26 protein-coding genes and 1 pseudogene are annotated in these 25,297 nt (G+C 67.9%); 12 read left to right on the plus strand and 15 right to left on the minus strand.

The genetic code is table 11. From position 1 onward, the window contains the following. Window positions 1-25 precede the first annotated feature (25 nt). The 4 genes from GR168_RS16140 to GR168_RS16155 all read left to right on the plus strand — a co-directional run bounded on the left by GR168_RS16140 (window position 26) and on the right by GR168_RS16155 (window position 6,302). Window positions 26-2,422, plus strand: coding sequence for an acetyl-CoA acetyltransferase (locus GR168_RS16140; RefSeq protein WP_159371198.1), 2,397 nt, complete (start codon window positions 26-28; stop codon window positions 2,420-2,422). Between the two features lie 143 nt (window positions 2,423-2,565). After that, window positions 2,566-3,807 (plus strand): AI-2E family transporter, encoded by a 1,242-nt coding sequence (locus tag GR168_RS16145; protein WP_159371199.1) that lies wholly within the window; start codon window positions 2,566-2,568, stop codon window positions 3,805-3,807. 90 nt (window positions 3,808-3,897) lie between these two features. Continuing rightward, complete coding sequence (locus tag GR168_RS16150) at window positions 3,898-5,130, plus strand: acyl-CoA dehydrogenase family protein (RefSeq protein WP_159371200.1); 1,233 nt, start codon at window positions 3,898-3,900, stop codon at window positions 5,128-5,130. Between the two features lie 20 nt (window positions 5,131-5,150). Continuing rightward, window positions 5,151-6,302 (plus strand): acyl-CoA dehydrogenase family protein, encoded by a 1,152-nt coding sequence (locus GR168_RS16155; protein WP_159371201.1) that lies wholly within the window; start codon window positions 5,151-5,153, stop codon window positions 6,300-6,302. A 61-nt stretch (window positions 6,303-6,363) separates the two neighbouring features. Here the strand turns inward: GR168_RS16155 and GR168_RS16160 are convergent, their stop codons facing one another. Beyond that, a complete protein-coding gene (locus GR168_RS16160) occupies window positions 6,364-7,152 on the minus strand; it encodes an enoyl-CoA hydratase (protein WP_159371202.1) in 789 nt (262 codons plus the stop codon). Window positions 7,153-7,211: 59 nt separating this feature from the next. Here GR168_RS16160 and GR168_RS16165 point away from each other — a divergent pair, with 59 nt between their 5' ends. Next, window positions 7,212-8,297: an NADH:flavin oxidoreductase/NADH oxidase gene (locus GR168_RS16165; RefSeq protein ID WP_159371203.1), complete on the plus strand. Its 1,086-nt coding sequence runs from the start codon at window positions 7,212-7,214 to the stop codon at window positions 8,295-8,297. Between the two features lie 62 nt (window positions 8,298-8,359). Here the strand turns inward: GR168_RS16165 and GR168_RS16170 are convergent, their stop codons facing one another. After that, the gene (locus GR168_RS16170) at window positions 8,360-9,037 is read right to left on the minus strand and encodes a TetR/AcrR family transcriptional regulator (RefSeq protein WP_159371204.1); all 678 of its coding nucleotides are present in this window, start codon (window positions 9,035-9,037) and stop codon (window positions 8,360-8,362) included. A gap of 82 nt (window positions 9,038-9,119) precedes the next feature. On the opposite strand from GR168_RS16170, the gene GR168_RS16175 reads away from it, so the two are divergent. Further along, window positions 9,120-10,427 carry a cytochrome P450 gene (locus tag GR168_RS16175; RefSeq protein ID WP_159371205.1) on the plus strand — a complete coding sequence of 436 codons (1,308 nt, stop codon included), beginning with the start codon at window positions 9,120-9,122 and terminating at the stop codon, window positions 10,425-10,427. Window positions 10,428-10,704: 277 nt separating this feature from the next. Further along, a complete protein-coding gene (locus GR168_RS16180) occupies window positions 10,705-11,040 on the plus strand; it encodes a transglycosylase family protein (protein WP_058252500.1) in 336 nt (111 codons plus the stop codon). Between the two features lie 105 nt (window positions 11,041-11,145). Here GR168_RS16180 and GR168_RS16185 read toward each other — a convergent pair whose 3' ends face one another. Together GR168_RS16185 and GR168_RS16190 are read right to left on the minus strand one after the other, a co-directional pair. Then, the gene (locus GR168_RS16185) at window positions 11,146-11,565 is read right to left on the minus strand and encodes a hypothetical protein (protein WP_058252499.1); all 420 of its coding nucleotides are present in this window, start codon (window positions 11,563-11,565) and stop codon (window positions 11,146-11,148) included. A gap of 149 nt (window positions 11,566-11,714) precedes the next feature. Next, window positions 11,715-11,894, minus strand: a complete 180-nt coding sequence (locus tag GR168_RS16190) for a hypothetical protein (RefSeq protein WP_065631044.1) — start codon at window positions 11,892-11,894, stop codon at window positions 11,715-11,717. Window positions 11,895-11,952: 58 nt separating this feature from the next. Between GR168_RS16190 and GR168_RS16195 the strand changes: the two genes are divergently transcribed. Continuing rightward, window positions 11,953-12,693, plus strand: coding sequence for a guanylate cyclase (locus GR168_RS16195; RefSeq protein ID WP_065631045.1), 741 nt, complete (start codon window positions 11,953-11,955; stop codon window positions 12,691-12,693). Window positions 12,694-12,717: 24 nt separating this feature from the next. Here GR168_RS16195 and GR168_RS16200 read toward each other — a convergent pair whose 3' ends face one another. Then, on the minus strand, window positions 12,718-13,320 hold the full coding sequence (locus GR168_RS16200) for a TetR/AcrR family transcriptional regulator (protein WP_065631046.1): 603 nt from the start codon (window positions 13,318-13,320) through the stop codon (window positions 12,718-12,720). A gap of 106 nt (window positions 13,321-13,426) precedes the next feature. Between GR168_RS16200 and GR168_RS16205 the strand changes: the two genes are divergently transcribed. Continuing rightward, window positions 13,427-14,248, plus strand: coding sequence for an SDR family NAD(P)-dependent oxidoreductase (locus GR168_RS16205; protein WP_065631047.1), 822 nt, complete (start codon window positions 13,427-13,429; stop codon window positions 14,246-14,248). Window positions 14,249-14,266: 18 nt separating this feature from the next. Here GR168_RS16205 and urtE read toward each other — a convergent pair whose 3' ends face one another. From urtE to GR168_RS16235, 6 genes and pseudogenes are all read right to left on the minus strand, one after another. Further along, a complete protein-coding gene (gene urtE / locus GR168_RS16210; RefSeq protein ID WP_065631048.1) occupies window positions 14,267-14,959 on the minus strand; it encodes an urea ABC transporter ATP-binding subunit UrtE in 693 nt (230 codons plus the stop codon). Between the two features lie 3 nt (window positions 14,960-14,962). Continuing rightward, the gene (gene urtD / locus GR168_RS16215) at window positions 14,963-15,859 is read right to left on the minus strand and encodes an urea ABC transporter ATP-binding protein UrtD (RefSeq protein WP_238994914.1); all 897 of its coding nucleotides are present in this window, start codon (window positions 15,857-15,859) and stop codon (window positions 14,963-14,965) included. After that, entirely contained in the window at window positions 15,856-16,968 is a 1,113-nt protein-coding gene (gene urtC, locus GR168_RS16220; RefSeq protein ID WP_068970914.1) for an urea ABC transporter permease subunit UrtC, read from the minus strand. The genes urtD and urtC overlap by 4 nt, the downstream gene beginning before the upstream one ends. Next, complete coding sequence (gene urtB / locus GR168_RS16225) at window positions 16,965-17,852, minus strand: urea ABC transporter permease subunit UrtB (protein WP_058252491.1); 888 nt, start codon at window positions 17,850-17,852, stop codon at window positions 16,965-16,967. The genes urtC and urtB overlap by 4 nt, the downstream gene beginning before the upstream one ends. A 102-nt stretch (window positions 17,853-17,954) precedes the next feature. After that, entirely contained in the window at window positions 17,955-19,268 is a 1,314-nt protein-coding gene (urtA, locus tag GR168_RS16230; protein ID WP_091344393.1) for an urea ABC transporter substrate-binding protein, read from the minus strand. A gap of 277 nt (window positions 19,269-19,545) precedes the next feature. Beyond that, window positions 19,546-19,863 (minus strand): annotated as a pseudogene (locus tag GR168_RS16235) (DUF2236 domain-containing protein); the annotation flags it as partial. Between GR168_RS16235 and GR168_RS16240 the strand changes: the two are divergent. Continuing rightward, entirely contained in the window at window positions 19,851-20,459 is a 609-nt protein-coding gene (locus GR168_RS16240) for a TetR/AcrR family transcriptional regulator (RefSeq protein WP_064571128.1), read from the plus strand. The pseudogene GR168_RS16235 and the gene GR168_RS16240 sit on opposite strands and share 13 nt — an antisense overlap. On the opposite strand, the gene GR168_RS16245 is transcribed toward GR168_RS16240, so the two are convergent. Continuing rightward, entirely contained in the window at window positions 20,440-21,678 is a 1,239-nt protein-coding gene (locus GR168_RS16245) for an MFS transporter (protein ID WP_159371206.1), read from the minus strand. The genes GR168_RS16240 and GR168_RS16245 overlap by 20 nt on opposite strands. Window positions 21,679-21,745: 67 nt before the next feature. Further along, the gene (locus tag GR168_RS16250; RefSeq protein WP_159371207.1) at window positions 21,746-22,447 is read right to left on the minus strand and encodes a TetR/AcrR family transcriptional regulator; all 702 of its coding nucleotides are present in this window, start codon (window positions 22,445-22,447) and stop codon (window positions 21,746-21,748) included. A 105-nt stretch (window positions 22,448-22,552) separates the two neighbouring features. Between GR168_RS16250 and GR168_RS16255 the strand changes: the two genes are divergently transcribed. Both GR168_RS16255 and GR168_RS16260 read left to right on the plus strand, forming a co-directional pair. After that, window positions 22,553-23,539 carry an ATP-binding cassette domain-containing protein gene (locus tag GR168_RS16255; protein WP_159371208.1) on the plus strand — a complete coding sequence of 329 codons (987 nt, stop codon included), beginning with the start codon at window positions 22,553-22,555 and terminating at the stop codon, window positions 23,537-23,539. Beyond that, window positions 23,536-24,360, plus strand: a complete 825-nt coding sequence (locus tag GR168_RS16260) for an ABC transporter permease (RefSeq protein WP_159371209.1) — start codon at window positions 23,536-23,538, stop codon at window positions 24,358-24,360. Before GR168_RS16255 ends, GR168_RS16260 begins: the two co-directional genes overlap by 4 nt. 15 nt (window positions 24,361-24,375) lie before the next feature. On the opposite strand, the gene GR168_RS16265 is transcribed toward GR168_RS16260, so the two are convergent. Both GR168_RS16265 and GR168_RS16270 read right to left on the minus strand, forming a co-directional pair. After that, the gene (locus GR168_RS16265; protein ID WP_159371210.1) at window positions 24,376-24,885 is read right to left on the minus strand and encodes a carboxymuconolactone decarboxylase family protein; all 510 of its coding nucleotides are present in this window, start codon (window positions 24,883-24,885) and stop codon (window positions 24,376-24,378) included. A 43-nt stretch (window positions 24,886-24,928) separates the two neighbouring features. Further along, a complete protein-coding gene (locus GR168_RS16270; protein ID WP_058252485.1) occupies window positions 24,929-25,261 on the minus strand; it encodes a hypothetical protein in 333 nt (110 codons plus the stop codon). Between the last annotated feature and the right edge of the window lie 36 nt (window positions 25,262-25,297).

The raw sequence follows: 25,297 nt of genomic DNA on the forward strand, positions 1-25,297 counted from the left end.
GTCACGCCATGTGTCAATGTTTGGTATGCCAACAACGCTCGTTGATATCGATCCGACCACCCCCGTCGTCGTCGGCGTGGGCCAGGCATCGGAACGCCTGACCGATCCCGGATACGAGGCGCTCGGCGAGGCCGACCTCGCCGCCCGGGCGGTGACCGCCGCATTCGCCGACTCCGGAGGCGACGTCGCCGGGTCGATCGACACGATCGCCGCGATCCGCTCGTTCGAGATCTCGAGCCCGTTGTCGTCGTCACCGCTGGGCCGACCGGACAACATGCCGCGCGCGGTCGGCAACCGGATCGGGGTGGACCCACGCCGCGCCGTGCAGGCCGTGACCGGCGGCCAGACCCCGCAGACGATGCTCACCGAACTCGCGGCGGCCATCGCCGCCGGCGACTCCGAGGGGGCCGTGGTGTTCGGCGCCGAGGTGATGTCGACGGTCCGCCACCTCATGTCACAGCCGGAGCACCAGCGCCCGAGCTTCGCCGAGGAGGTCGGTGGACAGCTCGAGGACCGCGGCTTCGGGCTCAAGGGCATCATCTCGGTAGCCGAGATGCGGCACGGCCTCGCGTCGGTGTTGCCGCAGTACGCCCTGCTGGAGAACGCCCGCCGGCACGCCTCCGGCCTGGGCCGCGACGCCTACATCGCCACGATGGGTGAGTTGTTCGCGCCGTTCACCGAGGTCGCCGCCGCCAACCCGCACTCGGCCGCCCCGACGGCGCGCACCGCCGACGAACTCGTCACCGTCACCCCCGAGAACCGGATCGTGTCCGATCCGTTCACCCGGTACATCGTGGCGCGCGATCAGGTCAACCAGGCCGCAGCCGTGGTCGTGATGTCGGTGCGGGCCGCGCAGGCCGCCGGCATCGACCCCGCGAAATGGGTTTTCCTGCACGGTCATTCGTCGACGGTGGAACGCCCGGTCCTGGCTCGCCCCGAATTGTCCTCCGCTCCTGCGGCTCCCGCGGCGGTGCGGCATGCGCTGCAGGTCGCCAGGATCGGGCTCGACGACATCTCCGTGGTCGACATCTACAGCTGCTTCCCGATCGCGGTGTTCAACGTCCTCGACGGGATCGGCATGTCGCCCGACGATCCGCGCGGACTGACCCTGACGGGTGGCCTGCCGTTCTTCGGCGGGCCGGGCAACAACTACTCGCTCCACGCGATCGCCGAAGTCGTCACCCGCGTCCGGCGATCGCCGGGTGACTACGGTCTCGTCGTCGCCAACGGTGGTGTGCTGAGCAAGCATGCCGCGGGTGTCTATTCGACGACGCCGGCACCGTGGCGCCCGGACACCAGCAGTCCGGTCCAGGCCGAGCTCGACGCGGTACCGACCGTTCCCACGATCGCCGACGCCGACGGCGCCGCGATCATCGAGACCTACACGGTCATCCCGCAGAAGAACGGCCGCCGCACCGGTGTGGTCATCGGCCGGCTGGTCGACCCGACCGTTCCGGAGGGACTCGGCGCCCGCTTCGTGGCCAATCTCGATTCCGACGACGACGAACTCTTCGACCTCCTCCTCACCTCCGACGACCCCGTCGGCACGCCGATCGTCGTGCGGTCCTTCGACAAGGGCAATCGGGTGGCCCTGACCGCCGCGGCCATGAACTCCCGGCATCCGGTCGTCGCGCCGGCGTTCCGCGACTCCTACGAGCACGTCGAGATCCGTCGCGACGGCCGGCTGCTCGAGGTGACCATCAACCGGCCCGATGCGCGCAACGCGTTGAACCCCGCCGCGAACGCCGAACTCGATTCGATCTTCGAGGCCTACTTCGCCGATCCCGACCTGTGGGTGGCGATCTTGACGGGCAAGGGCGACAAGGCCTTCTCGGCGGGCAACGATCTCGCGGCGACCGCGGGCCCCGCCGCCCTGTCGGTGCCGAAGAACGGGTTCGCCGGACTCACCTCGCGGCGCAGCCTGCCCAAACCGGTGATCGCGGCGGTCAACGGCTTCGCGCTCGGCGGCGGCTGCGAGATCGCGATGGCCTGTCACATCGTCGTGGCCGACGAGGACGCGTCGTTCGGACTGCCCGAGGTGAAGGTGGGTTTGGCGGCCGCCGCGGGTGGTCTGGTCCGCCTGCCGCGGATGATCCCGCCCGCGCTCGCACGCGACATGATCCTGACCGGGCGTCGGATCTCCGCCGCCGAGGCCGCCTCCGCCGGACTGGTGAGCCGGATCGCCCCGGCCGGAAAGGTTCTCGAGACCGCACGCGGCGTGGCCGAGGAGATCCTGGCCGCCTCTCCGACGTCGGTACGGGCGTCGATCGCCACCATGGAGCAGTCCGACGCCATCACCGACACCGTCGACGCCGTCCACGCCAGCACCTCGGTGCTCGACTCGCTCGTGATCAGCGGCGACACCCTCGAAGGGATCATGGCGTTCGTGATGAAGCGGACGCCGAACTGGAAAGGCCACTAGAGACTCATCGAAGACGAAAGCGCACGGAAGACGCGCGCACGGTCGTCGGATGCTGAACACTTGACGGCGGCCACTCCGCGCGCTCCCGCGTGTGGGTGGCCGCTGTTTCGACGTAACAGTCGTGTCCAGAAAGGCGGCACACCATGTCCGGTAGCAGTGAGGCACGCGGAACCAAGTCCTCCAAACGCACACCCCCACCACCGTCGTACCGGGTCGATCCCCCCGACTGGACACTGCCGCGGGGCACGATCGTGCTCCTCACGATCGCCGGCCTCGTCGTCGCCATCGGCGGCATCAAGTCGGTGGCGTCGCTGGTCGGGCCGGTCTTTCTCGCGCTGATGCTCACCGTCGCCGTCCAGCCGGTCCCGAACTGGTTGCGCAAGAAGGGCTTCCCGCGGTGGGCCGCCTTCGTGACGACGGTGCTCCTCGTCTACGGAATCCTCATCGGGCTGTTCGCGGCGCTGGTGTTCTCCGTCGCGCGCCTGGCATCGATCCTGCCGCAGTACGACGACAAGTTCGACGACCTCGTCACCGGCTTCCAGAACTTCCTCACCAGCCACGGCGTCAGCCACGACAAGGTGCAGGACATGATCTCCCATGTCGACACCAGCAAGGTCGTGGGTGCCGTGACCGACGTGCTGAGCAGCACGTTCAGCGTGGCCTCGGCGCTCGTGCTCGTCCTCGCCCTGCTGCTGTTCATGGCCGCGGACTCGGTCGGCTTCGACGACCGGATGAACATCCTGGACCGGATGCGCCCCGACATCGCATCGGCCTTCCGTTCGTTCTCGCAGGGGACACGCAGCTATCTGTGGGTGTCGACGGTCTTCGGCCTGATCGTCGCCGTGCTCGACAGCGTGGCCCTCGCGTTGCTGTCCATCCCGCTCCCCATCCTCTGGGGCCTGCTGTCGTTCATCACCAACTACATCCCGAACGTCGGCTTCATCATCGGTCTGGTCCCACCCGCGCTGCTCGGGCTCCTCGTCGGGGGGCCCACGAAGATGATCGTCGTCATCGTCGTCTACAGCGCGATCAACGTCATCATCCAGTCGGTCATCCAACCGAAATTCGTCGGCGACGCGGTCGGGTTGTCGACCACCCTGACCTTCCTGTCCCTGCTCTTCTGGGCCTGGGCGATCGGGCCGCTTGGCGCGATCCTCGCGGTGCCGCTGACCCTGCTCGCCAAGGCCTTGCTCATCGACATCGACCCCGCCACCCGCTGGGCAGACGTGCTGCTGTCGTCGGGCGGGCAGCCGAAGAGCCCGGACCCGGCCGAGGCGGGAACCTCCGACGACGACACGAGAGAACCCGCGAAGACCACGGGCACGAAGGGTGAGGATCCGCCACCCGGATCGGCCCCGGGCGTCACACTGGAACCGGAAACGTGAGGCGGGCTACGCACCGCGCCGATCATTGGGTAGATTCCCTTTCGACCCCAATCTGACCACAACCGTTTACAGATAGGTTGCGCACCGCTCATGGACATGAACTGGTCTCCGGACGACGCTGCGTTTCGCGACGAGGTCCGCGCGTTCCTCGACGAGAAACTGACCCCCGAACTACGCGCGGCGGGCACGCTGCGCACCAGCGTCTACTCCGACCACGAGGCCTCGATGGAGTGGCAGGCGATCCTGCACGAGCGTGGCTGGGCCGCTCCCGCGTGGCCGGTGCAGTACGGCGGATGCGACTGGTCGCAATCCCAGCACTACATCTTCAGCCGTGAGTCGATCCTCGCCGGCGCGCCGTCGCTGTCGCCGATGGGCATCCGCATGGTGTCGCACGCGATCATGGCGTTCGGCACCGACGAGCAGAAGAACTTCTTCCTGCCGGGCATCCTCGACGGCAGCGTCTTCTTCTGCCAGGGCTACTCCGAGCCGGAGTCCGGCTCGGACCTCGCGTCGCTGTCGATGGCCGCGGTCGACGACGGCGACGACCTCGTCGTCACCGGTTCCAAGATCTGGACCACCCACGCCTCCGAGGCGAACTGGATCTTCTGCCTCGTGCGGACCTCGCGCCAGGAACGCAAGCAGCAGGGCATCACGTTCGTGCTCATCGACATGAACTCGCCGGGCATCGAGGTGCAGAACCTCGTGTTCGCGTCCGGCGAGCAGGTGCAGGCGCAGGTCTTCTTCGACGGCGTGCGCGTGCCCAAGAAGAACGTCCTCGGCAAGATCGACGAGGGGTGGACCGTCGCGAAGTACCTGCTCGTCTTCGAGCGTGGTGGCGGCGCGGCCGCCCCGGCGCTGCAGGTCATGGCCGAGCAGCTCGGCCGGGACGCGGCGTCGGTGACGGCGCCGAACGGCGGCCCGCTGTCGGAGGATCCGGCCTTCGCGGCCAAGCTCACCGACCTGCAGGTGCGCGCGAAGATCCTCGAGGTCCTCGAGTACCGCGCGCTCGCCGCGATGAGTTCGGGCAAGGACCCCGGTTCCATCGCGTCGATGCTGAAGATCCTCGGCACCGAACTGAGCCAGGAGATCACGACCCTCAGCCTGGAGGCCGCGGGCCCGCACGGACGCGTCTTCCAGCCCCACGCCACGAAGCCGGGCGGACCCATCTTCCAGTACACCCCGCCCACCGACGGCTACGTCAGCGGCGAACCGTGGCAGGCCGTCGCGCCGCTGCACTACTTCAACGACCGCGCGGGCTCGATCTACGCCGGCAGCAACGAAATTCAACGAAACATCCTCGCCAAAGCGGCTCTGGGTCTCTGACGGGTCACAGGAGATAACCAATGGACTTCACACTCACACCCGAACAGCAACTGCTGTCCGACGGTCTCGACAAGTTCCTCGACGCGCGGTACGACCTGCAGGTCAGCCGCGACGCCGCGAAGGTCGGCGAGGGCTGGCAGCCGAAGATCTGGAAGGCCTTCGTCGAGGACCTCGGGGTCGTCGGCGCCTGTCTGCCGGAGGACATCGGCGGATTCGGCGGCGGCCCCGAAGAACTGATGGTCGTCACCGAAGCGCTCGGGCACGCCCTCGTGGTCGAGCCGTTCGTCGACACGGTCGTGCTCGGTGCGGGCCTGCTGCACGCGACCGGCAACCCGGTCGCCCTCGAGGCCGCCGGTCGCATCGCCGAGGGCGAGGCGCTCAGTGCACTCGCCGCGCTCGAGGACGGCTCGGGCGGGGTCCTCTCCCGCATCGAGACCTCCGCCGACCGGGACGGCGACGAGTGGGTGCTCAACGGCACCAAGGCCGTCGTCACCACGGCGCCGCTCGCCGACTACCTGATCGTCAGTGCCCGCACAGCAGGCGAACCCCACGATCCCGCCGGCGTCTCGCTGTTCCTGATCGATCTCGCCGACAGCGGGCCGACGGGTCTCGAGCTGCACAAGCTGCGCACCATCGACGACCGCCAGGCCGCCGACATCACGTTCACCGACGTGCGCCTGCCCGGCGACGCGCTCATCGCCGACGAGAACGCCATCGAGATCCTCGAGAAGGCGTGGGACACCGCAACCGCCGCGGTCGTCTCCGAGGCCGTCGGCCTGATGCGCAAGGTGTTCACCGACACCGTCGAGTACTCCAAGCAGCGCGAGCAGTTCGGGGTCCCGATCGGCAGCTTCCAGGTGCTGCAGCACCGGATGGTCGACATGCATCTCGAGCTCGAACAGTCGGTCGCCGCACAGTATTTCGCGGTCCTGTCCCTCGAGGGCTCCCCGGCGGAACGGGCGGCGGCGGTCTCGGCCGCCAAGGCCACCGTCAGTCGCGCCGCCCGGTTCATCGGACAGAACGCGGTGCAGTTGCACGGCGGGATGGGGATGACCGAAGAGCTGGCCATCGGCCACTACTTCAAGCGTCTCACCGCCATCGAGTACGAATTCGGCACCGCGGACGCCCATCTCGCCCGTTTCGCGACCGCCACCGCGCAGATCGACGCCTGACCGCATCGCCGAATCGCCACCTTCCGGTTCCGGAGGTGGCGATTCGGCGTCCGGGCCTGACTCAGCTGTCGGTCCAGACCGGCTTCCGCTTCTGCAGGAACGCCGACATACCCTCCTGCGCATCGCAGGTCATCGCATTGGTCGCCATCGTCTCACCCATCTCGTCATACGCCGCCGACTCGTCGAGCTCGACCTGCCGGTAGAACGCCTGCTTGCCGATGGCGACGGTCCGCGCACTCGAGCCGGCGATGTGGAGCGCCAGCTCCCGCACCGAGTTCGCGAGCTCGTCGTCGTCGACGACGCCGCTGAGCAGCCCCCAGTCCGCGGCGGTCCCGGCGTCGATGGGTTCGCCGGTGAGCAGCATGTGCATGGCGCGTTTGCGTCCGATCGCGCGGGACAGCGCGACCATCGGAGTCGAGCAGAACAGCCCGATCCGCACACCCGGCGTGCTGAACCGCGCGCTGCGTCCCGCGACCGCCAAGTCACACGTCGCGACCAGTTGACACCCCGCCGCGAAGGCCATGCCGGCGACTTCGGCGATGACGGGCTGTCGCACCTCGTGGACCGTCCGCATCAGTTCCGTGCACGTCGCGAAGACGGCCCGCTCGTCGTCGAGGGTCCGGTCGACGAGTTCACCGAGGTCGTGCCCGGCGGAGAACGCGGGTCCGAGCGCCCGGATCACGATGACCCGCACGCGCGGATCGTCGTCGAAGTCCCGAAGGGCGGCGGTGATGGCGCGCATCGTGCTCGTGGACAACGGGTTACGACGCCGCGCGTCCCCCAGCGTGATCACCCCGAGTGGTTCGGCGATCTCCGTCGACACCGCCTCGTGCAGGATTTGTTCGGTCATGCCCCGACACTATGCAGTGCCGCGGGAATACGACGTCGGATCGATCGTTGTGTCTCGTCGTGACCAGTACCGCGCTCTTCGAACCGATCACCCTCCGCGATGTCGCGATCCCCAACCGGATCTGGCTCGCCCCGATGTGCCAGTACAGCTGCTTCGCCGGCGACGGGGTGCCCACCGACTGGCACCTGACGCATCTCGGTTCCCGAGCTGCCGGCGGCTTCGGACTGATCCTCACCGAGGCGGCGGCCGTGGTGCCCGAAGGTCGGATCAGCGCACACGACGCCGGTCTGTGGAACGACGACCAGGCCGCGGCCTGGGGACGCATCGTCGACTTCGTCCACTCGCAGGGCTCGGTCATCGGCACCCAGCTCGCCCACGCCGGCCGCAAGGCCTCCACCTACGCACCGTTCGACGACCGCTCCGGCGCCATTCCGCTCGACGACGGCGGCTGGACGACATTCGGCCCGTCCGACGACGCCTTCGAGGGACTGCCCGCCCCCACCGCCATGACGACCGAGCAGATCGCCGAGGTCGTGGACGCGTTCGCACAGGCCGCCCGTCGCGCCGACGACGCCGGGTTCGACGTCGTCGAGATCCACGCAGCGCACGGCTACCTGCTGCATCAGTTCCTCTCCCCGTTCTCGAACCGGCGCACCGACGCCTACGGTGGCGACTTCGAGGGACGTACGAGGCTGACCCTCGAGGTCGTGGACGCGGTCCGCGCGGTGTGGCCGTCGTCGAAGCCGCTGTTCGTCCGGGTGTCCGGCACCGAATGGACCGAGGGTGGGTGGGACGTGGACGACTCCGCCCGTCTCGCCGCCCTCCTCGCCGGCCGCGGTGTCGACCTCGTGGACGTCTCCTCGGGTGGCAACGTCCTCGCCGACATCCCCGTCGGACCCGGCTACCAGGTCGACCTCGCCCGGTCGATCCACCGCCAGTCGGGTGTGCCCACCGCTGCCGTCGGCCTCATCACCGAACCCGATCAGGCCGAGAAGGTCGCCGGCGACGACGACATCACCGCCGTCTTCTTCGGACGCGTCGCGCTGCGGGAGCCGTCGTGGCCGCTGCGCGCCGCACACGAGCTGGGCATCGACAAGCGCGAGGCGCCGTATCCGCCGCAGTATCAACGCGGTTCGTGGCACTGAGCCCGGTCCCCGTTCCCTGAGGAGGCCCGGAGCTTGCGGAGGGCCGTCACGAAGGGTCTGCCTCACACCGGCCGCGGCGTCACCAGCGCGAGGGACGCCGCGGTCGCCGGCTCGACGATCGATGCGAGCGGGGCGCCGGACTCGACGGCACCGGCGGTCAGCTCACGGAAGCCACCCCACAGGAAGATCGCGCGCTGACGGTCCATCGGCACCACCCCCGCCGAGGCCATCGTCGGGGTCGAGGTGAGGCCGACGAAGAGTTCGATCCACGCTTCCAGGGCCTCGTCCTTGACCGCCTGGGCGGCGCTGCCGAGCGCGGGCAACTCGCGGATCCAGCTCAGCGTCAGACCCGGATACCGCTCACTCGCTGCAACATATGACGACACCGCTTGTCGCACCTGCTCTTCGATGGAGGCTTCCGCATCCACGCGCCGCGCGATCTCGGCGATCATGAACTCGTTGGTCACCGTCAGCAGCGCGAAGAAGCATGACTGCTTGTCGGCGAACTCTTGGTAGAACGACCGCCTCGAGGTCCGCGCGACCCGCACGATGTCGGCGACCGTGGTGTCGCGGTAACCCGCTTCGACGATGCACTCGAGCATCGCCGCGAGCAGCCGGTCCCGGCTTGATGCCCCCGCCGACGAGGTCAACCAGGGCGCCGGGAGCGAAGCGAGCGGGCCCGACGTCGCAGGCGCCGGGAGCGAAGCGAGCGGGCCCGATCCAGTCACGCCTTCGAGCATAGGCCCTTGTCTCGACCGGTACGTGAGCGTACCGTCGGGTGGTACGTGCACGTACCACCGCTGCGGCGAGAGGACCTCACTCGTGAACACCCCGACCCTGAGCGGTGAGGCGGTTCTGCCGCCCTCCACGTCGATCCCGTCCACCATCCAGGGGCTCGGCGCGGTCGTGTCGCGGCGACATTTCTTTCGATATCTCCACGACCGGCACGGCTCGGCCTTCACCGTGAACCTGCCCGTCTTCGGCCCTTCCGTCGTCATCTCCGATGCCGCGATGGCGCGCGAGCTGTTCACCGCCGGCGACCAGGTCGAGAACGTCCAGCCCAACCTCGGCCGCATACTAGGCACCGGATCGATGTTCGCGCTGGAGGGCGCCCGACACCGCGCCCGGCGCAAACTGCTCACCCCGCCGTTGCACGGCAAGCCGATTCGGTCGTACGAACAGATGGTGGTCGACGAGGTTCGCGCCGAATCAGCGTCCTGGCCCACCGGGGTCGAGTTCGCCTCCATCGAACCGATGATGCGCATCACCCTGAACGTCATCCTCCGCGCGGTTTTCGGCGCCGAGGGCAGCGAGCTGGACCGACTCCGCGACATGATCCCACCGATGGTGACCGTCGGTTCGCGCGCCGCGACGGTACCCCCACTCCCACGCCTTCTCCGGCCGATCGACCCCAATCACCGGTACGCGCGACGCAATGCCGACTACCGAGATTACGTCGGCGGGCTGATCACGAAGGCGCGCAACGATTCTCGCCTGGATGAGCGCACCGACATCCTTGCGATCATGCTGCGCAGCACCTACGACGACGGCAGTCCGATGACCGACGACGAGATCGCCGAGGAACTGGCCACGATGCTCGCCGCCGGACACGAGACCACGGCGACGACCCTCGCGTGGGCGCTCGAGCGGCTGCGCCGGCACCCCGAGGTGGTGCGCGAACTGGTGGCCGAGGTGGACGCCGGTGGCTCCGACTACCGCCACGTCACCATCCTGGAGGTCCAGCGCAGCCGACCCGTCATCGACTTCGCCGGCCGGCATGTCGTCGCCGACCATCTCGACCTCGGCGAGTGGCGGATCCCGAAGGGATACAACGTCCTCGTCTCGATCGCACTCCTCCACGACGACACCAGCGAGTTCGCCCGGCCCGAGGTCTTCGACCCGACCCGTTTCCTGGGCACCAAGCCTCCGTCGGCCTGGCTGCCGTTCGGCGGCGGCACACGGCGGTGCATCGGGGCGGCATTCGCGACCATGGAGATGGACGTGACCCTGCGGACACTGCTGGCGGACTTCGAACTGCTGCCGACCAGCGCCAAGTCCGAACGCTGGTTCTCGCGCGGGGTGGCGTATGCCCCGTCCCGCGGTGGTCGTATCGCTGTCGTTCCGCGCTGACCCCAGCTCGACGCCCGGGGGCCGACGTGACGAGCCCCACATCCACGCTGTGACCTTCGTCATCGAACGCGGCCGAACATCGGCGACGGCGAGCCCCCGCCGAATTGCGGTATGCGCTGCGAATTCGCCGTAAAGCTAACAGCGTTATCTCGGCGTTATCCGAATCGCCCAGGTCACGGACTCGACGTGACCAAGCCGTTACCCAACCCGTATGGTCGCCCACGGTCCGAGATCAACCGCCCTGCCAACCCCGGGGTGGTGAGGAGGAACGAAGACCATGCGAATGACCAAGACCCACATGACCAAGCTCGTCGCCCGCGCCGCCATCGTCGGCGCACTGACTGCCGCCCCCTTCGGGATGCTGGCGTCCACCGCGCACGCAGCAGGCGGCAACTGGGACGCGGTCGCTCAATGCGAGAGCGGCGGCAACTGGGCCATCAACACCGGCAACGGCTACTACGGTGGCCTTCAGTTCTCGATGAGCACCTGGCAGGCCAACGGCGGAACCGGCAATCCGGCGGACGCCTCCCGCGAGGAGCAGATCCGCGTCGCGGAGAACGTGCTCGCCACCCAGGGCCCCGGCGCCTGGCCGGTGTGCGGCGCCAACCTCTGACGCAGGCACCGGCGCAGCACGTGCCGTGAGGCCGTGCAGTCGTCGACACGACGAGGCCGGCGAGTCCTTTCCAGGACTCGCCGGCCTTGTTGCGTCTGCCGCTGTCTACGGCGTGGGCGCGGCGTCGTCGCCGCTGTCCCCGATCGTCGTGTCCAACGCACTCACCGCGATGCCGTACGGCAGGAACCGCACGTTGCGTCGCGGATCGGTGTTGGTCTTGTTGGCGCGTAGGGCCTCGAGTTCGGTGGCGTAGACCTGCTCGACGCGGGCACCGCCGTCGTCGTCGACGACGAACACCGCCCAGACACCCGAGCCGGCCTCACCGGTGGTCTCCTCACGGGGCTTGGTGCGAGTGCGGCCGCGGGCGGCCTCGTCGAAGAACATCGAGAAGGCTGCCGGTCCGGCCTGCCCCTCGAAGAGCTTGCCGAACACGTCACGCAGTCCGTCACCGGCCTCGCGCGCAAATCGGTCGAAGTCCTCGGGGCCGAAATTGAACGGTCCGCCGGAGCCGCTGTTGTCGGTCATGATGTTCCTTCCTCCGGCCACCCTGACGAGCCGCCGGTCAACGCTGTCCAGTGTCCTCAGGAATCAGTGGCTCCGCCACTCCGGTCCTCAGGAATCAGTGGCTCCGCCACTCCGGTCCTCAGGAATCAGTGGCTCCGCCACTCCGGTCCTCAGGAATCAGCGGTTCCGCCACCCGCAGTCTCCGTCTCGTCGAGCCGCTGATGGAGGCGTGCCCGGACATCGTCGGCCGAATAGGACTTCCGCTGCCGCTGGTCACGCGCGACCATCACCCCGCCGGTGGCCACCCCGACCGCGCCCGCCAATCCCAGCCATTTCCACAGGTTCCTCATGCGGGCAGGATAGGTCGCGCGGGCGTCGTGCGTGCTCCGGACGCATTAGCCTGCTCTCGTGCCCACCAGCAGAATTCTCCTCGGCCGAGACCGCGCCGACGCCGGCATCTCGTTGACCGACGCACTCGACGCCACCCGCACCGGCGACATCTGGCTCTTCCGCGGCCATTCCGGACCGGACCGGGCCATCCGCACCCTGACCAACGCTCCCGTGAACCATGTCGCGATGGCGGTCTGCATCGACGATCTGCCACCGCTGCTGTGGCACGCAGAGCTCGGCGATCGGCTGACCGACGTGTGGACCGGATCGAATCATCGCGGCGTGCAGCTACACGACGCTCGAGAAGCCGCGGAGCAGTGGATGATCCGCTACAAGCAGGCGTGCTGGTTCCGACAGCTCACGCCGGAGGTCTCCCCGGATCAGGAGAACGCTCTCCTCAAGGTGATCGCCGAACTCGACGGGACGCCGTTCCCGACCACCGCGCGCCTGGCCGGCCGGTGGTTTCGCGGCCGGGTGCCCAACTCGACCGACCTCGTCCGGGGCATCCCCTACCTCGACCGCAAGGTCCGTCAACGACGCGACGAACGGCAGCAACGGAAAAGCCAGAACACCGAGGGCGTCGGATTAGAAGCCGCCTACTGCGCCGAGGTGGTGGCCATCACCTATCGGGAGATGGGCATCCTCGACGCGTCCAAGGACTCCAACTGGTTCGACCCCGGGCGATTCTGGAGCGGCGACAATCTCCCCCTCCACGCGCCGCACGAACTCACCCCCGAGATCGGAGTCCGGCTGGACTGACGACGGCGCGGACCGGGCCGACCGTCATCTCCCTCCGAAGGCCCGGAGCGTCGCCTCGACGAGTGCGTCGGCGTAGATGTCGGTCAGCGGGCCGCTGCGGTGCAACCACCGCTGGAACAACGGGGCGTAGAGCATCTCCAGAAACAGGTCGAGGTCGGTGTCGGGGGGCAGCTGGCCCGCCCGCTCGGCCGTGCGAAGCCGAGCCTTCTTGGCGTCGTCCAGCGGTCGCGACAGCTTCTCCCGGTACTCCGCCGCAAGGTCGGCGTCATTCGCGATCTCCGTGTTCACCGCCCGGATCAGGCGATCGAAGGACGGATCGGCGAACTCTGCCACCGTCTCCCGCATGACCTGTTTCAGGTCCGCCTCGAGATCTCCGGTATCCGGCAGTTCGACCGACTGCCCGTCGGCCCCCTCGCTCAGTGCGAGCACCGCTGCGAAGACGACCGCGCTCTTCGACGGCCACCGTCGATAGATCGTCTGTTTGCCGACACCGGCCCGGGCCGCGATCGCCTCCACCGTGACCTTGTCGTACGACTGCTCCACGACCAGGGCTCGGGTCGCTTCGAGGATCGCCTGGCGAGACCGCTCTCTGCGGCGTGAGTGATCGGGACCTGCAGCTGTCGTCATGGGTCGAGCCTAGTTCATGAAACGAGACGTTGCGTTTGACAAGCGAGGCGGACTTGGCCATAGCCATTCTGAGACGGACCGTTCCGTTTACTTAGGAGGAAATTCGATGATCGACGCACGGGTCTGGTTCATCACCGGCGCATCCCGCGGACTCGGACGCGCGTTCACCGAAGCGGCACTTGCCGCCGGCGACGAGGTCGTGGCCGTCGCCCGCAACATCGAACCGCTGGCGTCGCTGGCCACGCGACATCCCGATCAACTCCATCCCCTGTCGCTCGACGTCACGGACCGGCAGGCCGTGTTCGACGGCGTCGATGCAGCGGTCACCGCGTTCGGCCGACTCGACATCGTCGTCAACAACGCCGGCGGAATGCTCTACGGGATGGTCGAGGAAGCCACCGAGGCCCAGATCAGGGCGCACCTCGACCTGAACTTCTTCGGTGCCGTCTGGGTCGCGCAAGCCGTGCTGCCCCACCTGCGCGCCGGCGGCGGCGGACGCCTGCTGCAGGTGACGTCGATGGGCAGCGGCGGAGGAATGGCCACCGTCGGCTTCTACGGAGCGGGCAAGGCCGCGCTCGACTCGGTCAGTGAGGCGCTGGCGATGGAGGCCGAGCAATTCGGCGTCAAGGTCACCATCCTGCAGATGGGCGGTTACGACACCGGGTTGTTCACTGCCGGTACGACGAACACCGAACCGATGCCGGAGTATCGGGACCTGCGAGCCGAGATGGAATCGTCGTGGGGTGACGACGCCGGACCTCCGCCGACCACGGCCGCGCCGGTCATCCTGGAACTCGTGGCGCTCCCCGACCCGCCTCGGCGCCTGATCGTCGGCAGCCAGTCGTTCGACCACGTGCTCGAGATGGACCGCGCACGTGACCGGGACTACCACAAGTGGGAACACCTCAGCCGGCAGGCGCCCGGCTGAGGTGGCCCGCGCGTCGTACTAGATCGTCATCGCCTCGCGCACAGCACTTTCGGCGGTCGTGCCGCCCTCACCCGACGACGTCACGCGGCCGCTCTCCAGCACGTAGTACCGCTGCGCCGCCTCGAGGGCGAACCCGATGTGCTGTTCGACGAGGAGTACGCCCAGCCCCCCGCGCTGGGTGAGCGTGGTGATGGTCTGCTCGATCTCGGCGACGACCGACGGCTGGATGCCCTCGGTCGGTTCGTCGAGGATGAGCATCCGCGGCTCGGTGATGAGCGCCCGCGCGATCGCCAGCTGCTGACGCTGGCCGCCGGACAACAGGCCGGCGCGTCGTCCCAGCAGCTCCTTGAGTGCCGGGAACATGTCCAGCATCTCGGCGACCAGCTCCTTGCCGCGTTTGCGGCCGTCGGCCACCACCTGCAGGTTCTCGGCGGTGGTGAGGTGGCCGAAACTCTGCTGCCCCTGGGGCACGTAGGCGATGCCGTGCCCGACCCGTACGCTCGGACGCGCCCGGGTGATGTCGACGCCGTCGAACGTGATGGTGCCCTTGGTGGTCTTCACCAACCCGACGGCCGCGCGCAGCAGGGTCGTCTTGCCGGCCCCGTTGTGTCCCATCACCGCGACGACGCCGTCGGCCGGTACCTCGATGTCGACCCCGTGGATCACCTCGGTCCGACCGTAGCCCGCATGGACTCCGGAGATCTTCAGCATGGTTCAGCCCTTCTCCGTGATCGGTTGCGTTGCAGCCCCGCTCGCCGAAGTCGCGGTCGTGCCGGGATCGACCTCGGCGGCGATCTCCTCGAGTTCCTCACCGCCGGCCGCGGTCCCGAGGTACACCTCCTGGACCTTCGGGTTCGCCTGGACCTCGGCGACCGTGCCCTCGGCGAGCACCCGCCCTCGCGCGAGCACGGTGACCGACGTCGCGAAGGACCTCATGAAGTCCATGTCGTGCTCGACGACCACGACGGTGCGCTCACCGCCGATGCGGCGCAACAGGTTTCCGGTCTCCTCACGCTCTTCGTGGCTCATCCCGGCGACCGGCTCGTCCAGCAGCAGCACCGAGGCGTTCTGCACCAGCAGCATCCCGATCTCGAGCCATTGCTTCTGACCATGGGCCAGTACGCCCGCGGGTGTGTCGGCCAGGTCCTGCAGGCCGATGGTTTCGAGCGCCTCGGCGATCGAGTCGGGGATCTGCGCCGGTCGACGCCGCAGCATCGTCCACACCGAACGCCCGGCGCCCGCGGCGATGTCGAGGTTCTGCAGCACACTCAGTTCCTCGAAGACGCTCGCGGTCTGGAAGGTCCGGCCCACCCCGAGCCGCGCGATCTGGTGCACCTTCTTGCCGACCAGTTCGACACCGGACTTCTGGATCGAACCGGTGGACTTCACCAGGCCGGTGATGGCGTCGATGATGGTGGTCTTGCCGGCACCGTTGGGACCGATCAGGAACCGCAGATCACCCTGCAGCAGTGTGAGATCCACGTCGGAGACGGCGTTGAAACCGTCGAACTCCACGCTGAGACCGCGCACCTGGAGGTAGTCGCTGTCCATCCCGGCGTTGCCGCCGGCGACCGGCGGGTGCCCGACGACCGTCGATTCTGCTTCGGTCATGACGACGCTCCTACCTTGCTGCTGGTGTGTTCGTCGATGTCGCCGGTCGGGGACGAATCCGGTGCTCTCTTCCGGCGCCACTTGACCAGTGCTCCCAGGCCGGCCAGCCCGGCCGGGAAGAACCCGACGACCACGATGAACAGGATTCCCTGCGCGTATGTCCAGCCGGACGGGAAGCTCTCCGACAGACTGGTCTGCGCCCAGGCCACCGCGATGGCGCCGAGGACCGGCCCGAGAAGCGTTGTGCGCCCGCCGATGGCGACGCCGATCAGGAAGGCGATCGACGGCACGATCCCGACGTCGGCGGGCGAGATGATGCCGACGATGGGAACGAACATGGCCCCCGCGATGCTCGCGAACAACGCCGCGATGGCGTAGGCGACGACCTTGGTGTTGGCCGGGTCGTAGCCGAGGAACCGGACCCGCTCCTCCTGGTCGCGGACGGCGACCAGCAGTTCGCCGTACCGGCTGTACATCAGCTGACGGGTGATCGCCACGACGGCGAGCAGGATGGCCGCGGTGATGAAGAACAGCAGCTGCCGGTTCACCGGGTCGTTCAGGGCGAGCCCGAAGAAGCTGCGAAAACGGTTGAGTCCGTTGCTGCCACCGGTGGTCTGCTGACCGATGAGCAGGATCGCGAAGGCGGCGGCCAGCGCCTGGGACAGGATGGCGAAGTAGGCACCCTTGACGCGCCGTTTGAACACGCCGAGACCCAGCAGGATCGCCAGCAACGTCGGTACCAGCAGGATGCCCAGGATCGTCACCACCGGTGAGGCGAAGGGCTTCCAGTACCCGGGCAGTTCGCTGATCCCGGCGATCTGCATGAAGTCGGGCACGTCGTCGCCGCGCAGTTCCGCGTCGGAGATCTTGAGGTGCATTGCCATGATGTACGCACCCAGCCCGAAGTACACACCCTGGCCGAGGGTGAGCATGCCACCACGACCCCAGGCCAGGCCGATGCCCACCGCGACGATGCCGAAGCAGAGGAACTTGCCGAGCAGGTTGAGACGGAAGTCCGAGAGGACGGCGGGCGCAACCGCGAACAACAGGATGGCGGCGACGCCGAAGCCCGCCCAGACCTTCCAGGAACTGCTGAAATAGTCCTTCACACAAGACTCCTCGACTGGACCGTGAACAGCCCCTGCGGCCGGATCTGCAGGAAGATCACGATGATGACGAACACGGCGACCTTCGCCACCGACGCGGTCGTGTTGTATTCGATGAACGAGTTCAGGACGCCGAGCGCGATGGCCGCGATGACCGCGCCCTTGATCTGGCCCAGCCCGCCGATGACGACGACCAGGAATGCGTCGATCAGATAGGTCATCCCGGTGTTCGAGCTGGTGGAGCCGATCAACGTCAGTGCGACCCCGGCGATGCCGGCGAGTCCCGAACCGATGAAGAACGTCGTGATGTCGGTTCGGCGGCTGGAGATCCCGCTCGTCTCGGCGAGATCCCGGTGCTGGACGACGGCGCGGATGCGACGACCCATCGGCGTGTACTTCATGGTCACCGCGATCGCGGTGACCGCGACAATGGCCAGCAGCATGATGAACAGGCGCGTCTTCGGGACGACCGCGCCGAGGATGTCGACGCCGCCGGACAACCACGACGGTGCGACGACGTCGACCGCCGGCGCGCCGAAGATGTCGCGGGCGAGCTGCTGGAGGATCAACCCGACACCGAACGTCACCAGGAGTGTGTCCAGTGGGCGGTCGTACATCCGCTTGATCAGGGTGACCTCGAGGAGAACGCCCATCAGGCCGCCGACGAGGAACCCGATGACGAGCGAGACCAGCAGGGACACCCCGGCATTGGAGATCAGGTATTCCTGCACCGTGTACGCGGTGTAGGACCCGGCCATGATGAACGACCCGTGGGCCATGTTGATCACGCCCATCTGACCGAAGGTCAGGGACAGGCCGAGAGCTGCGAGAAGCAGGATCGAACCGAGACTGAGCCCGGTGAAGAGCTGTCCGATAACGGTTTCCACGTGTCTATCCGTTCGTCGTCGGCGAGTGCCGCGTTCGCCGGGAGGGACCGTGCGCGACCCGTCCCGCGTCGCTGGAGGACGCGGGACGGGTCGTCGACGGTGTCAGTTGCTCAGGCCCTCGGCCCACGGGTACGACTTCAGGTAGGGGTCCGGCTCGATCGGCTGACCCGAATCCCACACCGTGTAGATCAGTCCGTCGCCACGGATCTCACCGATGCGCGCGGTCTTGGTGATGTGGTTGTTCTCGCCGTCGATCGTGACGAGGCCCTCCGGAGCGTCGAAAGTGACTCCGCCGGCAGCCTTCTGGACGTCGGCGACGGCGAACGACTGGGCCTTCTCGACGGTGTTCTTCCACAGGTAGACCGAGACGTAGGCGGCCTCCATCGGGTCGGAGGTCGGCTTGTTGGCGCCGTATGCGGCCTTGTAGTCACGGACGAACGAGGCGTTCACCGGGTTGTCGACGGTCTGGTAGTAGTCCCACGCGACCAGCTGGCCCTCGATGTTGTCCACACCGATACCGCCGACCTCTTCCTCCGCGATGGACACCGAGACGACCGGCATGGCCTGCGGGGTCAGGCCGACGTTCTTGTACTCGCGGAAGAACGCGACGTTGGAATCGCCGTTGAGAGTGTTGAACACGGCGTCGGCGTCGGCGGTACGGACCTTGTTGACGATCGTCGAGAAGTCCGTCGAACCGAGCGGGGTGTAGTCCTCGCCCTTGATCTCGATGCCGTTGGCCTCCGCGTACGCCTTGATGACACGGTTGGCCGTCTGCGGGAAGACATAGTCGCTACCGACGAGGTAGAGCGACTTCACGCCCTCCTCTTTCAGGTACTCCAGGGCCGGCACGATCTGCTGGTTCGTCGTGGCGCCGGTGTAGAAGATGTTCGGCGACGACTCCAGGCCCTCGTACTGCACCGGGTAGTACAGCAGCGAGTTGTTGTCCTCGAAGACCGGCAGCATGGCCTTGCGGCTCGACGACGTCCAACCGCCGAACACCGCTGCGACGCAATCACTCGAGATCAGCTTCTCGGCCTTCTCCGCGAAGATCGTCGGCTCGGAGGCCCCGTCCTCGCCGATGAGCTGAATCTGTTTGCCCAGCACTCCGCCGTTGTCGTTGATCTGATCGACGGCGAGCTTGATCGAGTCACGCACGGTGACCTCGGAGATCGCCATGGTGCCCGACAGCGAGTTCAGCGAGCCGACCTTGATGGTGCTCCCGGAGGTGTCGACACACGATTCGGCGCTCGATGCCGATTCCTCGCTGGCCGAACTGCCACAGGCGCTCAGGACCAGCGCCACCGCGGACAGCGCCGCGGGGACCAGGATGCCGTACCGCCGACGGCGTGACCGGGTCGGGGCGGACGGCGGGATGTCCGCCGGCGGGGGGCCGGGCGGCAACGGAACAGACGGCATCGGCGAAGCCTTTCTCATTACGTCTCAGGTCCACTCAGATGGGGGCACGACGAACACGCGGCCTGTCACCGCGTGACCCCCGATGAGATACGCGTCGCAAGCCTTGCGATCTGGCGTATGGGAGGTAAACGTAAATTGACTTTGTTACACCGGCGTGACGTGAGATGAAATCGATGTTTCCGCTTCCGGACCCGCCGTCACGATCTGATGCCGGCGAATTCCGTTGCCTTCATTGATGTTTCGGAGCGACCCGGTTTGACACGAGCGCCCACAGCGGCTAACGGGCGAACGAGGCCTCGATTTCGGCACGGGTACGCTCGGGGTCGGATCCGAGTTCATAGCGCGGAAGCGTGTGCGGCACCGTCGTCCCGTGCGCCACGCGACGACGAGCGGCTGCGAACTCCGGCGCCTCCCCCATCGTCAGGTGGGCGGAGTTGATCAGGCCCCACACCACACTCCGGCGCGCACGCCGTTCGACCGGATTGGGCGGACGATACATGATGAGCTGCTGGGCCCAGCGGGGCATCGTGTCACGGATCGCCCAGTCCACGACGCCCTGGGCCGGGTTGCGTACGTGAGCAGATGTCCTCACCGACCCGCTGGGCGGGCGTACCGCTCGCGGACCGGCGCGCGGAGCGTAGAGCGGCCCTGATCGCGGCCGCCTTCGACATCTTCGGAGGCGTCGGCGCGGAAGCCGAGCTGTCGGTTCGCTCGGTGTGCCGGTATTGCGGCTACAACACCCGGTACTTCTACGAGAGCTTCTCCGACACCGACGATCTGCTCGGCGCGGTCTACGACACCGCGACGGCGGAACTCGGTGCGGTGGTCGAGGCCGCGATGCGCGAGGCGGGCCCCTCGGTCCGGTCACGCACCCGCGCGGGTATCCGTGCGGTCCTCGGCCACGCGTCGTCGGATCCGCGGCGCGGCCGCGTGTTGTTCACCGCCGGGGTGACCAATCCCGTTCTCGCCGAACGGCGGGCCACCACCCAGGGCATGCTCCGCGACCTCGCGTTCGCCGAGGCCGACGCCCGCGACACCGACCGGCTCACGAGCCGGGTGCGGGCCGCGATCTTCACCGGCGCGATGTCCGAACTGGTGCAACAGTTCTTGGCCGGCAGCCTGGGTGACGACCTCGACCGCGTCGTCGACGAGGCGATGGCGACCCTCCTGCCTACCCGAGACGTTTCATGAGACCGCGATCGAGGGCCCGGATCATGACCAGGCAGCCGAGGCCGGACAGGATCAGGCCGGTCGCGAAGATAGCCGGGAAGCCGAACAGGTCGCCGACGACCCCGGCGGCGAACCCGGCCGCACCCTGCACGCCGACCACGGCGCACGCGAACAAGGTGTAGTCGCTGCCCTCGTAGCCCTTCTGGCACGCATCCATCATCAGGGTGAACACCGCGACGGTCGCCGCGCCACCCAGGATGTGCTCGGCGAGGCTGGCCGTGACCACCAGCGAGAAGCCGCCGACGCCGATCGACGCGACCAGATACAGTCCGAGACTGAGTGTCTGGGTGACACCGCCGACGAGTAGTGCGCGCCGCCGACCGTAGGTGTAGGCGAGCCACCCGCCGAGCGCGGCTCCGCCGAGCGCCCCGGCCGACGACAACGCACCTTCGACGAGCGCGATCTGGCCCAGCGTGAGTCCGATGTCGGACATGAACGGGCCGACGAGCGCCGACGCCATCGAGTTGCCGAACTTGAACGCTCCGACGACGAGGATGAACGCGATCACGCCCGGACGTCGGAGCCGCGACGACCAGCCCGTCAGCAACAACCCGGGCGACACCCGCTTCGACGGTGTCAGTGGCGCATCGCCGGTCGGTCGGCTCGGCTCACGGGCGAGAAACCACACGCCGACGGTGACCGCGAACAGGAGCACCGCCATCACGACGAACAAGGTGCGCCAGCCGGCAAACGAGAACAGCCAGAGGAGCCCGCCGCCGCCGGCGATCATGCCGATTCGGTACGCGCCCACCTGGATTCCGTTGCCCAGACCGCGCTGACGCGGCTCGAGCATCGACACCGCCAGCCCGTCGGTCGCGATGTCCTGCGTCGCCGACAGCAGGTTGATGACCGCGATGCCGATCAGGAGCCAGACCAGGGACCCGGACAGATCGAGCGTCGCCAAGACGAGTGCGACGACCGCCGACGACAACTGCAGGGACACCAGCCATCTGCGCCGGGTGCCGTAGGCGTCGACATAGGGCGCCCACAGGAATTTCAGGCCCCAGGGCGCGAACAACAGTCCGTACACGCTGATCTGGGTCAGTGAGTAACCCTCCTCGCGGAGGATGACCGGCACCGCCTGGCTGAAGAATCCGTAGGGCAGGCCCTGCGCGAAGTAGAGAACGGTGAGCAGCGACAGCGTGCCGACCGCGAGCCGGCCCGAGCGCACAGTCGACATGGGTGACATCATGCCGCACCGATGCGAGTGCGGCGGTGGGCGGCCGGTCAGCGTGCCCGGTGACGCGTCAGGGCGAGCCGGTGGCGCGCGATGCGATGCCGTCGAGAATGAGCTGCAGCCCGAATTCACGGTCGTCGGACTCCCCGCCCGCGCTCTGCATCGCCGCGAACAGGTACGGATACTGCGCGGGATCGGCGAGACCGGTCAGCACCTGCTCGAAGTCCGACTCCACATCGGTACCCGTCGCACGCCGCATCTCGATCTCCAGCCGGGTTGCCGACAGCACATACTGGGCGAGCAGGCCGAGGATCTCGAGTTTGTCGTCACCGGGCAGGTCGAAGTCCTTCAGGATCTCGAAACCCGCCTCCATCCAACGCATTCGACGCGGACCCGGGACCGCGACCGTCAGCGGCAGTTCGAGGAACCAGGGGCGTTCGACCATGCCGTCGATCTGCGCCCGCGTCCACGCCGCCAGATCCTCGCGCCACTCCCCTCGGCGCGGCGGCAACGGGAGCTGACCCGCCACCGCGTCCACCATGAGGCTCAGCAGCTGAGCCTTGCCGGACACGTGGCGATACAGGGCCATGGCCGAACAGCCGAGCGCCTCACCCACGCGCGCCATGGAAACCGCGTCGAGGCCGTCGGTGTCGGCGATCGCGATCGCGGCGTCGACGATGCGGTCGAGATCGAGGGCCGGTTTGGGACCACGGCTGCCCGCCCTGCCACCTGTCCACAGCCGTTGCAGCGTCCCGTCTCCACCCTCTGCCATTCGCGGTCCTCTCGGTCGGCGACCCTTGCCGTCGCGCACAACTGCGTCTACTGTACGCAGTTACTGCCATAAACAGTTTTAGCCATAAACAGATTGGAGTCCGACATGACCGTCCCGGACCGTTCGTCACCCATGCCGGTCGAGGCCGTCGGCCTCACGAAATCGCTGGGCCGCGGGGACTCCCGGGTGCCCGTCCTGCGCGGGCTCGACCTCGACGTCGGCGCCGGGGAGGTCGTCGCCCTGCTCGGCCCCAACGGCGCGGGTAAGACGACCACGGTGCGCATCCTGTCCACCCTCACCCGCCCCGACGGAGGGACCGCCCGCGTCGGCGGCTTCGACGTCGTCGCCGATCGCCGCCGGGTCCGCGAGATCATCAGTCTCACCGGGCAATACGCGGCCGTCGACGACAAACTCACCGGTCGCGAGAACCTGAGGATGATGGGTCGGCTCGCGCACCATCCCCGCCGCACCGTCGATCACCGCGTCGACGAACTCCTGCTCGCCTTCGATCTCACCGACGCCGCCGACCGACTGGTCGCGACGTACTCCGGCGGTATGCGCCGGCGTCTCGATCTCGCCGCGGGACTCCTCGACCGGCCGGTGGTCCTCTTCCTCGACGAGCCGACCACCGGCCTCGACCCGCGCAGCCGTCAGATGCTCTGGCAGGTGATCGACGACGTGGTCGCGCAGGGCACGGCAGTCCTTTTGACCACGCAGTATCTGGAGGAGGCGGACCGCCTCGCCGACCGCGTGGCCCTCATCAGTGGCGGCCGGATCGGGACCGCCGGTACACCGGCCGACCTGAAACGCCGCGTCGGCGAGGCCGCGCTCGAGTTCGTCGTGCCGACCGCGGCCGACGCCACCGCCCTCGCCTCCGACCTGGCGGCTTTCGGGCCGTCGGTCCAGTCGACCATCGTCCGCGTGCCCACCGACCGGTCGGTGGCCCACACACGCGCGGTCCTCGATCTCGTCGATCGGACCGTCGCCACCGTCGATTCCTGGGAATTGCGTTCTCCCACACTGGACGACGTGTTTCTCGCGGCGACCGGACAACCCGCCGAACCGGCCACCGGGAACGAGGTCGCGGCATGAGTCTCACCACTGCCCTCGCCGACGGCTCGTCGTCGAAGCGACTCCGGCACCTGCAGATCGACGCGACCACGATGTTCGGGCGATCGCTGCGCATGATGAGCCGCGATCCGGACGAGTTGATCCTCGCGCTCGTCCTGCCGATCGCCATCATGCTGATGTTCGTCTACGTCTTCGGCGGCGCGATGTCGGTGGGTACCGACTACATCACCTACGCGACTCCGGGAGTCATCCTGCTGTGCGCGGGCTACGGCGCGTCCAATACCGCACTGGCGGTGGCGAATGACATGAGCGGCGGCGTCATCGACCGCTTTCGGTCGATGCCCATCGTGGGCGCGACCATGGTGTTCGGCCATGTCGCGGCCAGCCTGGTGAAGAACTCCGTGTCCACCGCGGTCGTCCTGATCGTCGCGGTCGCCATCGGTTTCCGGCCGTCGGCGTCGCTGTTCGAATGGCTCGGTGCCGCCGGGATGGTCCTCGCCTACATCCTGGCCATCACCTGCCTCGCCGCGTTCATCGGCGTGGCGGTGCGAACACCCGCCGCGGCAGGCGGTTTCGGCTTCGTCATGCTCTTCCTGCCGTATGTCTCGAGTGCGTTCGTGCCACCCGAGACGATGCCGGCCTGGCTGCGCGGCTTCGCCGAGGCACAACCGGTCACACCGGTGATCGAGTCCATTCGAGCCCTGCTGGTCGGCATGGGCACCGGCGGGTCACCGGTGCACGATCTGGCGTCGACAGCGGCGACGGGCCTCGCCTGGTGCGCGGCGATCGCGCTGGTGTCACTCGCGGCGGCCGGCTGGGTGTTCGCGCGCAAAGGGCGGTGAGGCGAGGACGGCCGACTAGCCGTTCGCGCCACCGGTGAACGGAGTTGCCGCCTTCTGCGGCGAGGCGCCGGGCCGGGGGCGGTACCCGCTCACGATGGACATCCGGTTGAACGCGTTGATGGTCACCGCCGCCCAGATCAGCACCGCGGTCTGGTCGGTGTCGAGGATGTCCGTCGCCCGGTCGTAGGCGAGGTCGGCCGCGTCGTGCGCCGGCAGTTCGGTGACGAGCTCGGCGATCTCCAGGGCCGCCTGCTCGACGTCGTCGTAGAGGTCCGGCGCATCCCGCCACCCGGCCATGACGTCGATCTGCTGCGTCGTCAGACCCGCGGTGCGGCCCAGTTGCGCATGGAGATCCATGCAGAAGGCGCAACCGTTGAGCTGCGAACACCGCAGGTTCACCAATTCCACGAGGGACCGACTCAGCCCGATCGATTCGGCGGCCGCGGCGACCTCCGCCGATACCGCGATCAGCTTTCGGTAGACCTGCGGCGTGGTCTTGTCGATTCGCACCCGTTGCGCAGGCATGGCCCCACAGTAGACATCAGCCCGTCACAGTGGGAAACAGGCATCAGCCCGCCATCGCGGGAAACGCCAGCGCCACGAGCATGAGGGCGAACAGGAACCACGCCGCGCCCTGCCACATCGGCCAGGTGCCGCCCCGGCGATAGGTGCGGTAGGCGTTGACCAGTGCACCGATCCCGCCGAGAAGGAACACACCGGGGACGAGCGACGCGAGGGCGATGTTGGCGGGGTCGACGGCGAGGAAGACCGCGCAGGCCACCGCGCCGAGCGCGACGACGGCCACGACATACAGGGCCGCGGACCGGTAGCTTCCGGTGTCCTGCCAGCGCTTCTCGACGTCGGCGCGTCCACGGTCGGCAGCATTGTGCGGATCAGTCATGGTCCAGCGATACCCTGCCGGGCCGTCCGGCAATCA

It is taken from the genome of Gordonia sp. JH63 (assembly GCF_009856645.1).
Taxonomy (GTDB): Bacteria; Actinomycetota; Actinomycetes; order Mycobacteriales; family Mycobacteriaceae; genus Gordonia; species Gordonia hongkongensis.

Excerpts from the sequence above, each read along its gene's own strand:
- GR168_RS16265 (WP_159371210.1), bottom strand. The coding sequence starts at position 24,885 with ATGCCTGCGCAACGGGTGCGAATCGACAAGACCACGCCGCAGGTCTAC.
- GR168_RS16255 (WP_159371208.1), top strand. The coding sequence starts at position 22,553 with ATGACCGTCCCGGACCGTTCGTCACCCATGCCGGTCGAGGCCGTCGGC.
- GR168_RS16150 (WP_159371200.1), top strand. The coding sequence starts at position 3,898 with ATGGACATGAACTGGTCTCCGGACGACGCTGCGTTTCGCGACGAGGTC.
- GR168_RS16180 (WP_058252500.1), top strand. The coding sequence starts at position 10,705 with ATGCGAATGACCAAGACCCACATGACCAAGCTCGTCGCCCGCGCCGCC.
- GR168_RS16250 (WP_159371207.1), bottom strand. The coding sequence starts at position 22,447 with ATGGCAGAGGGTGGAGACGGGACGCTGCAACGGCTGTGGACAGGTGGC.
- GR168_RS16170 (WP_159371204.1), bottom strand. The coding sequence starts at position 9,037 with ATGCTCGAAGGCGTGACTGGATCGGGCCCGCTCGCTTCGCTCCCGGCG.
- GR168_RS16155 (WP_159371201.1), top strand. The coding sequence starts at position 5,151 with ATGGACTTCACACTCACACCCGAACAGCAACTGCTGTCCGACGGTCTC.
- urtA (WP_091344393.1), bottom strand. The coding sequence starts at position 19,268 with ATGCCGTCTGTTCCGTTGCCGCCCGGCCCCCCGCCGGCGGACATCCCG.
- GR168_RS16140 (WP_159371198.1), top strand. The coding sequence starts at position 26 with ATGCCAACAACGCTCGTTGATATCGATCCGACCACCCCCGTCGTCGTC.
- GR168_RS16190 (WP_065631044.1), bottom strand. The coding sequence starts at position 11,894 with ATGAGGAACCTGTGGAAATGGCTGGGATTGGCGGGCGCGGTCGGGGTG.
- GR168_RS16240 (WP_064571128.1), top strand. The coding sequence starts at position 19,851 with ATGTCCTCACCGACCCGCTGGGCGGGCGTACCGCTCGCGGACCGGCGC.
- GR168_RS16160 (WP_159371202.1), bottom strand. The coding sequence starts at position 7,152 with ATGACCGAACAAATCCTGCACGAGGCGGTGTCGACGGAGATCGCCGAA.
- GR168_RS16260 (WP_159371209.1), top strand. The coding sequence starts at position 23,536 with ATGAGTCTCACCACTGCCCTCGCCGACGGCTCGTCGTCGAAGCGACTC.
- urtE (WP_065631048.1), bottom strand. The coding sequence starts at position 14,959 with ATGCTGAAGATCTCCGGAGTCCATGCGGGCTACGGTCGGACCGAGGTG.
- GR168_RS16205 (WP_065631047.1), top strand. The coding sequence starts at position 13,427 with ATGATCGACGCACGGGTCTGGTTCATCACCGGCGCATCCCGCGGACTC.
- GR168_RS16200 (WP_065631046.1), bottom strand. The coding sequence starts at position 13,320 with ATGACGACAGCTGCAGGTCCCGATCACTCACGCCGCAGAGAGCGGTCT.
- GR168_RS16245 (WP_159371206.1), bottom strand. The coding sequence starts at position 21,678 with ATGTCGACTGTGCGCTCGGGCCGGCTCGCGGTCGGCACGCTGTCGCTG.
- GR168_RS16145 (WP_159371199.1), top strand. The coding sequence starts at position 2,566 with ATGTCCGGTAGCAGTGAGGCACGCGGAACCAAGTCCTCCAAACGCACA.
- urtD (WP_238994914.1), bottom strand. The coding sequence starts at position 15,859 with ATGACCGAAGCAGAATCGACGGTCGTCGGGCACCCGCCGGTCGCCGGC.
- GR168_RS16185 (WP_058252499.1), bottom strand. The coding sequence starts at position 11,565 with ATGACCGACAACAGCGGCTCCGGCGGACCGTTCAATTTCGGCCCCGAG.
- GR168_RS16270 (WP_058252485.1), bottom strand. The coding sequence starts at position 25,261 with ATGACTGATCCGCACAATGCTGCCGACCGTGGACGCGCCGACGTCGAG.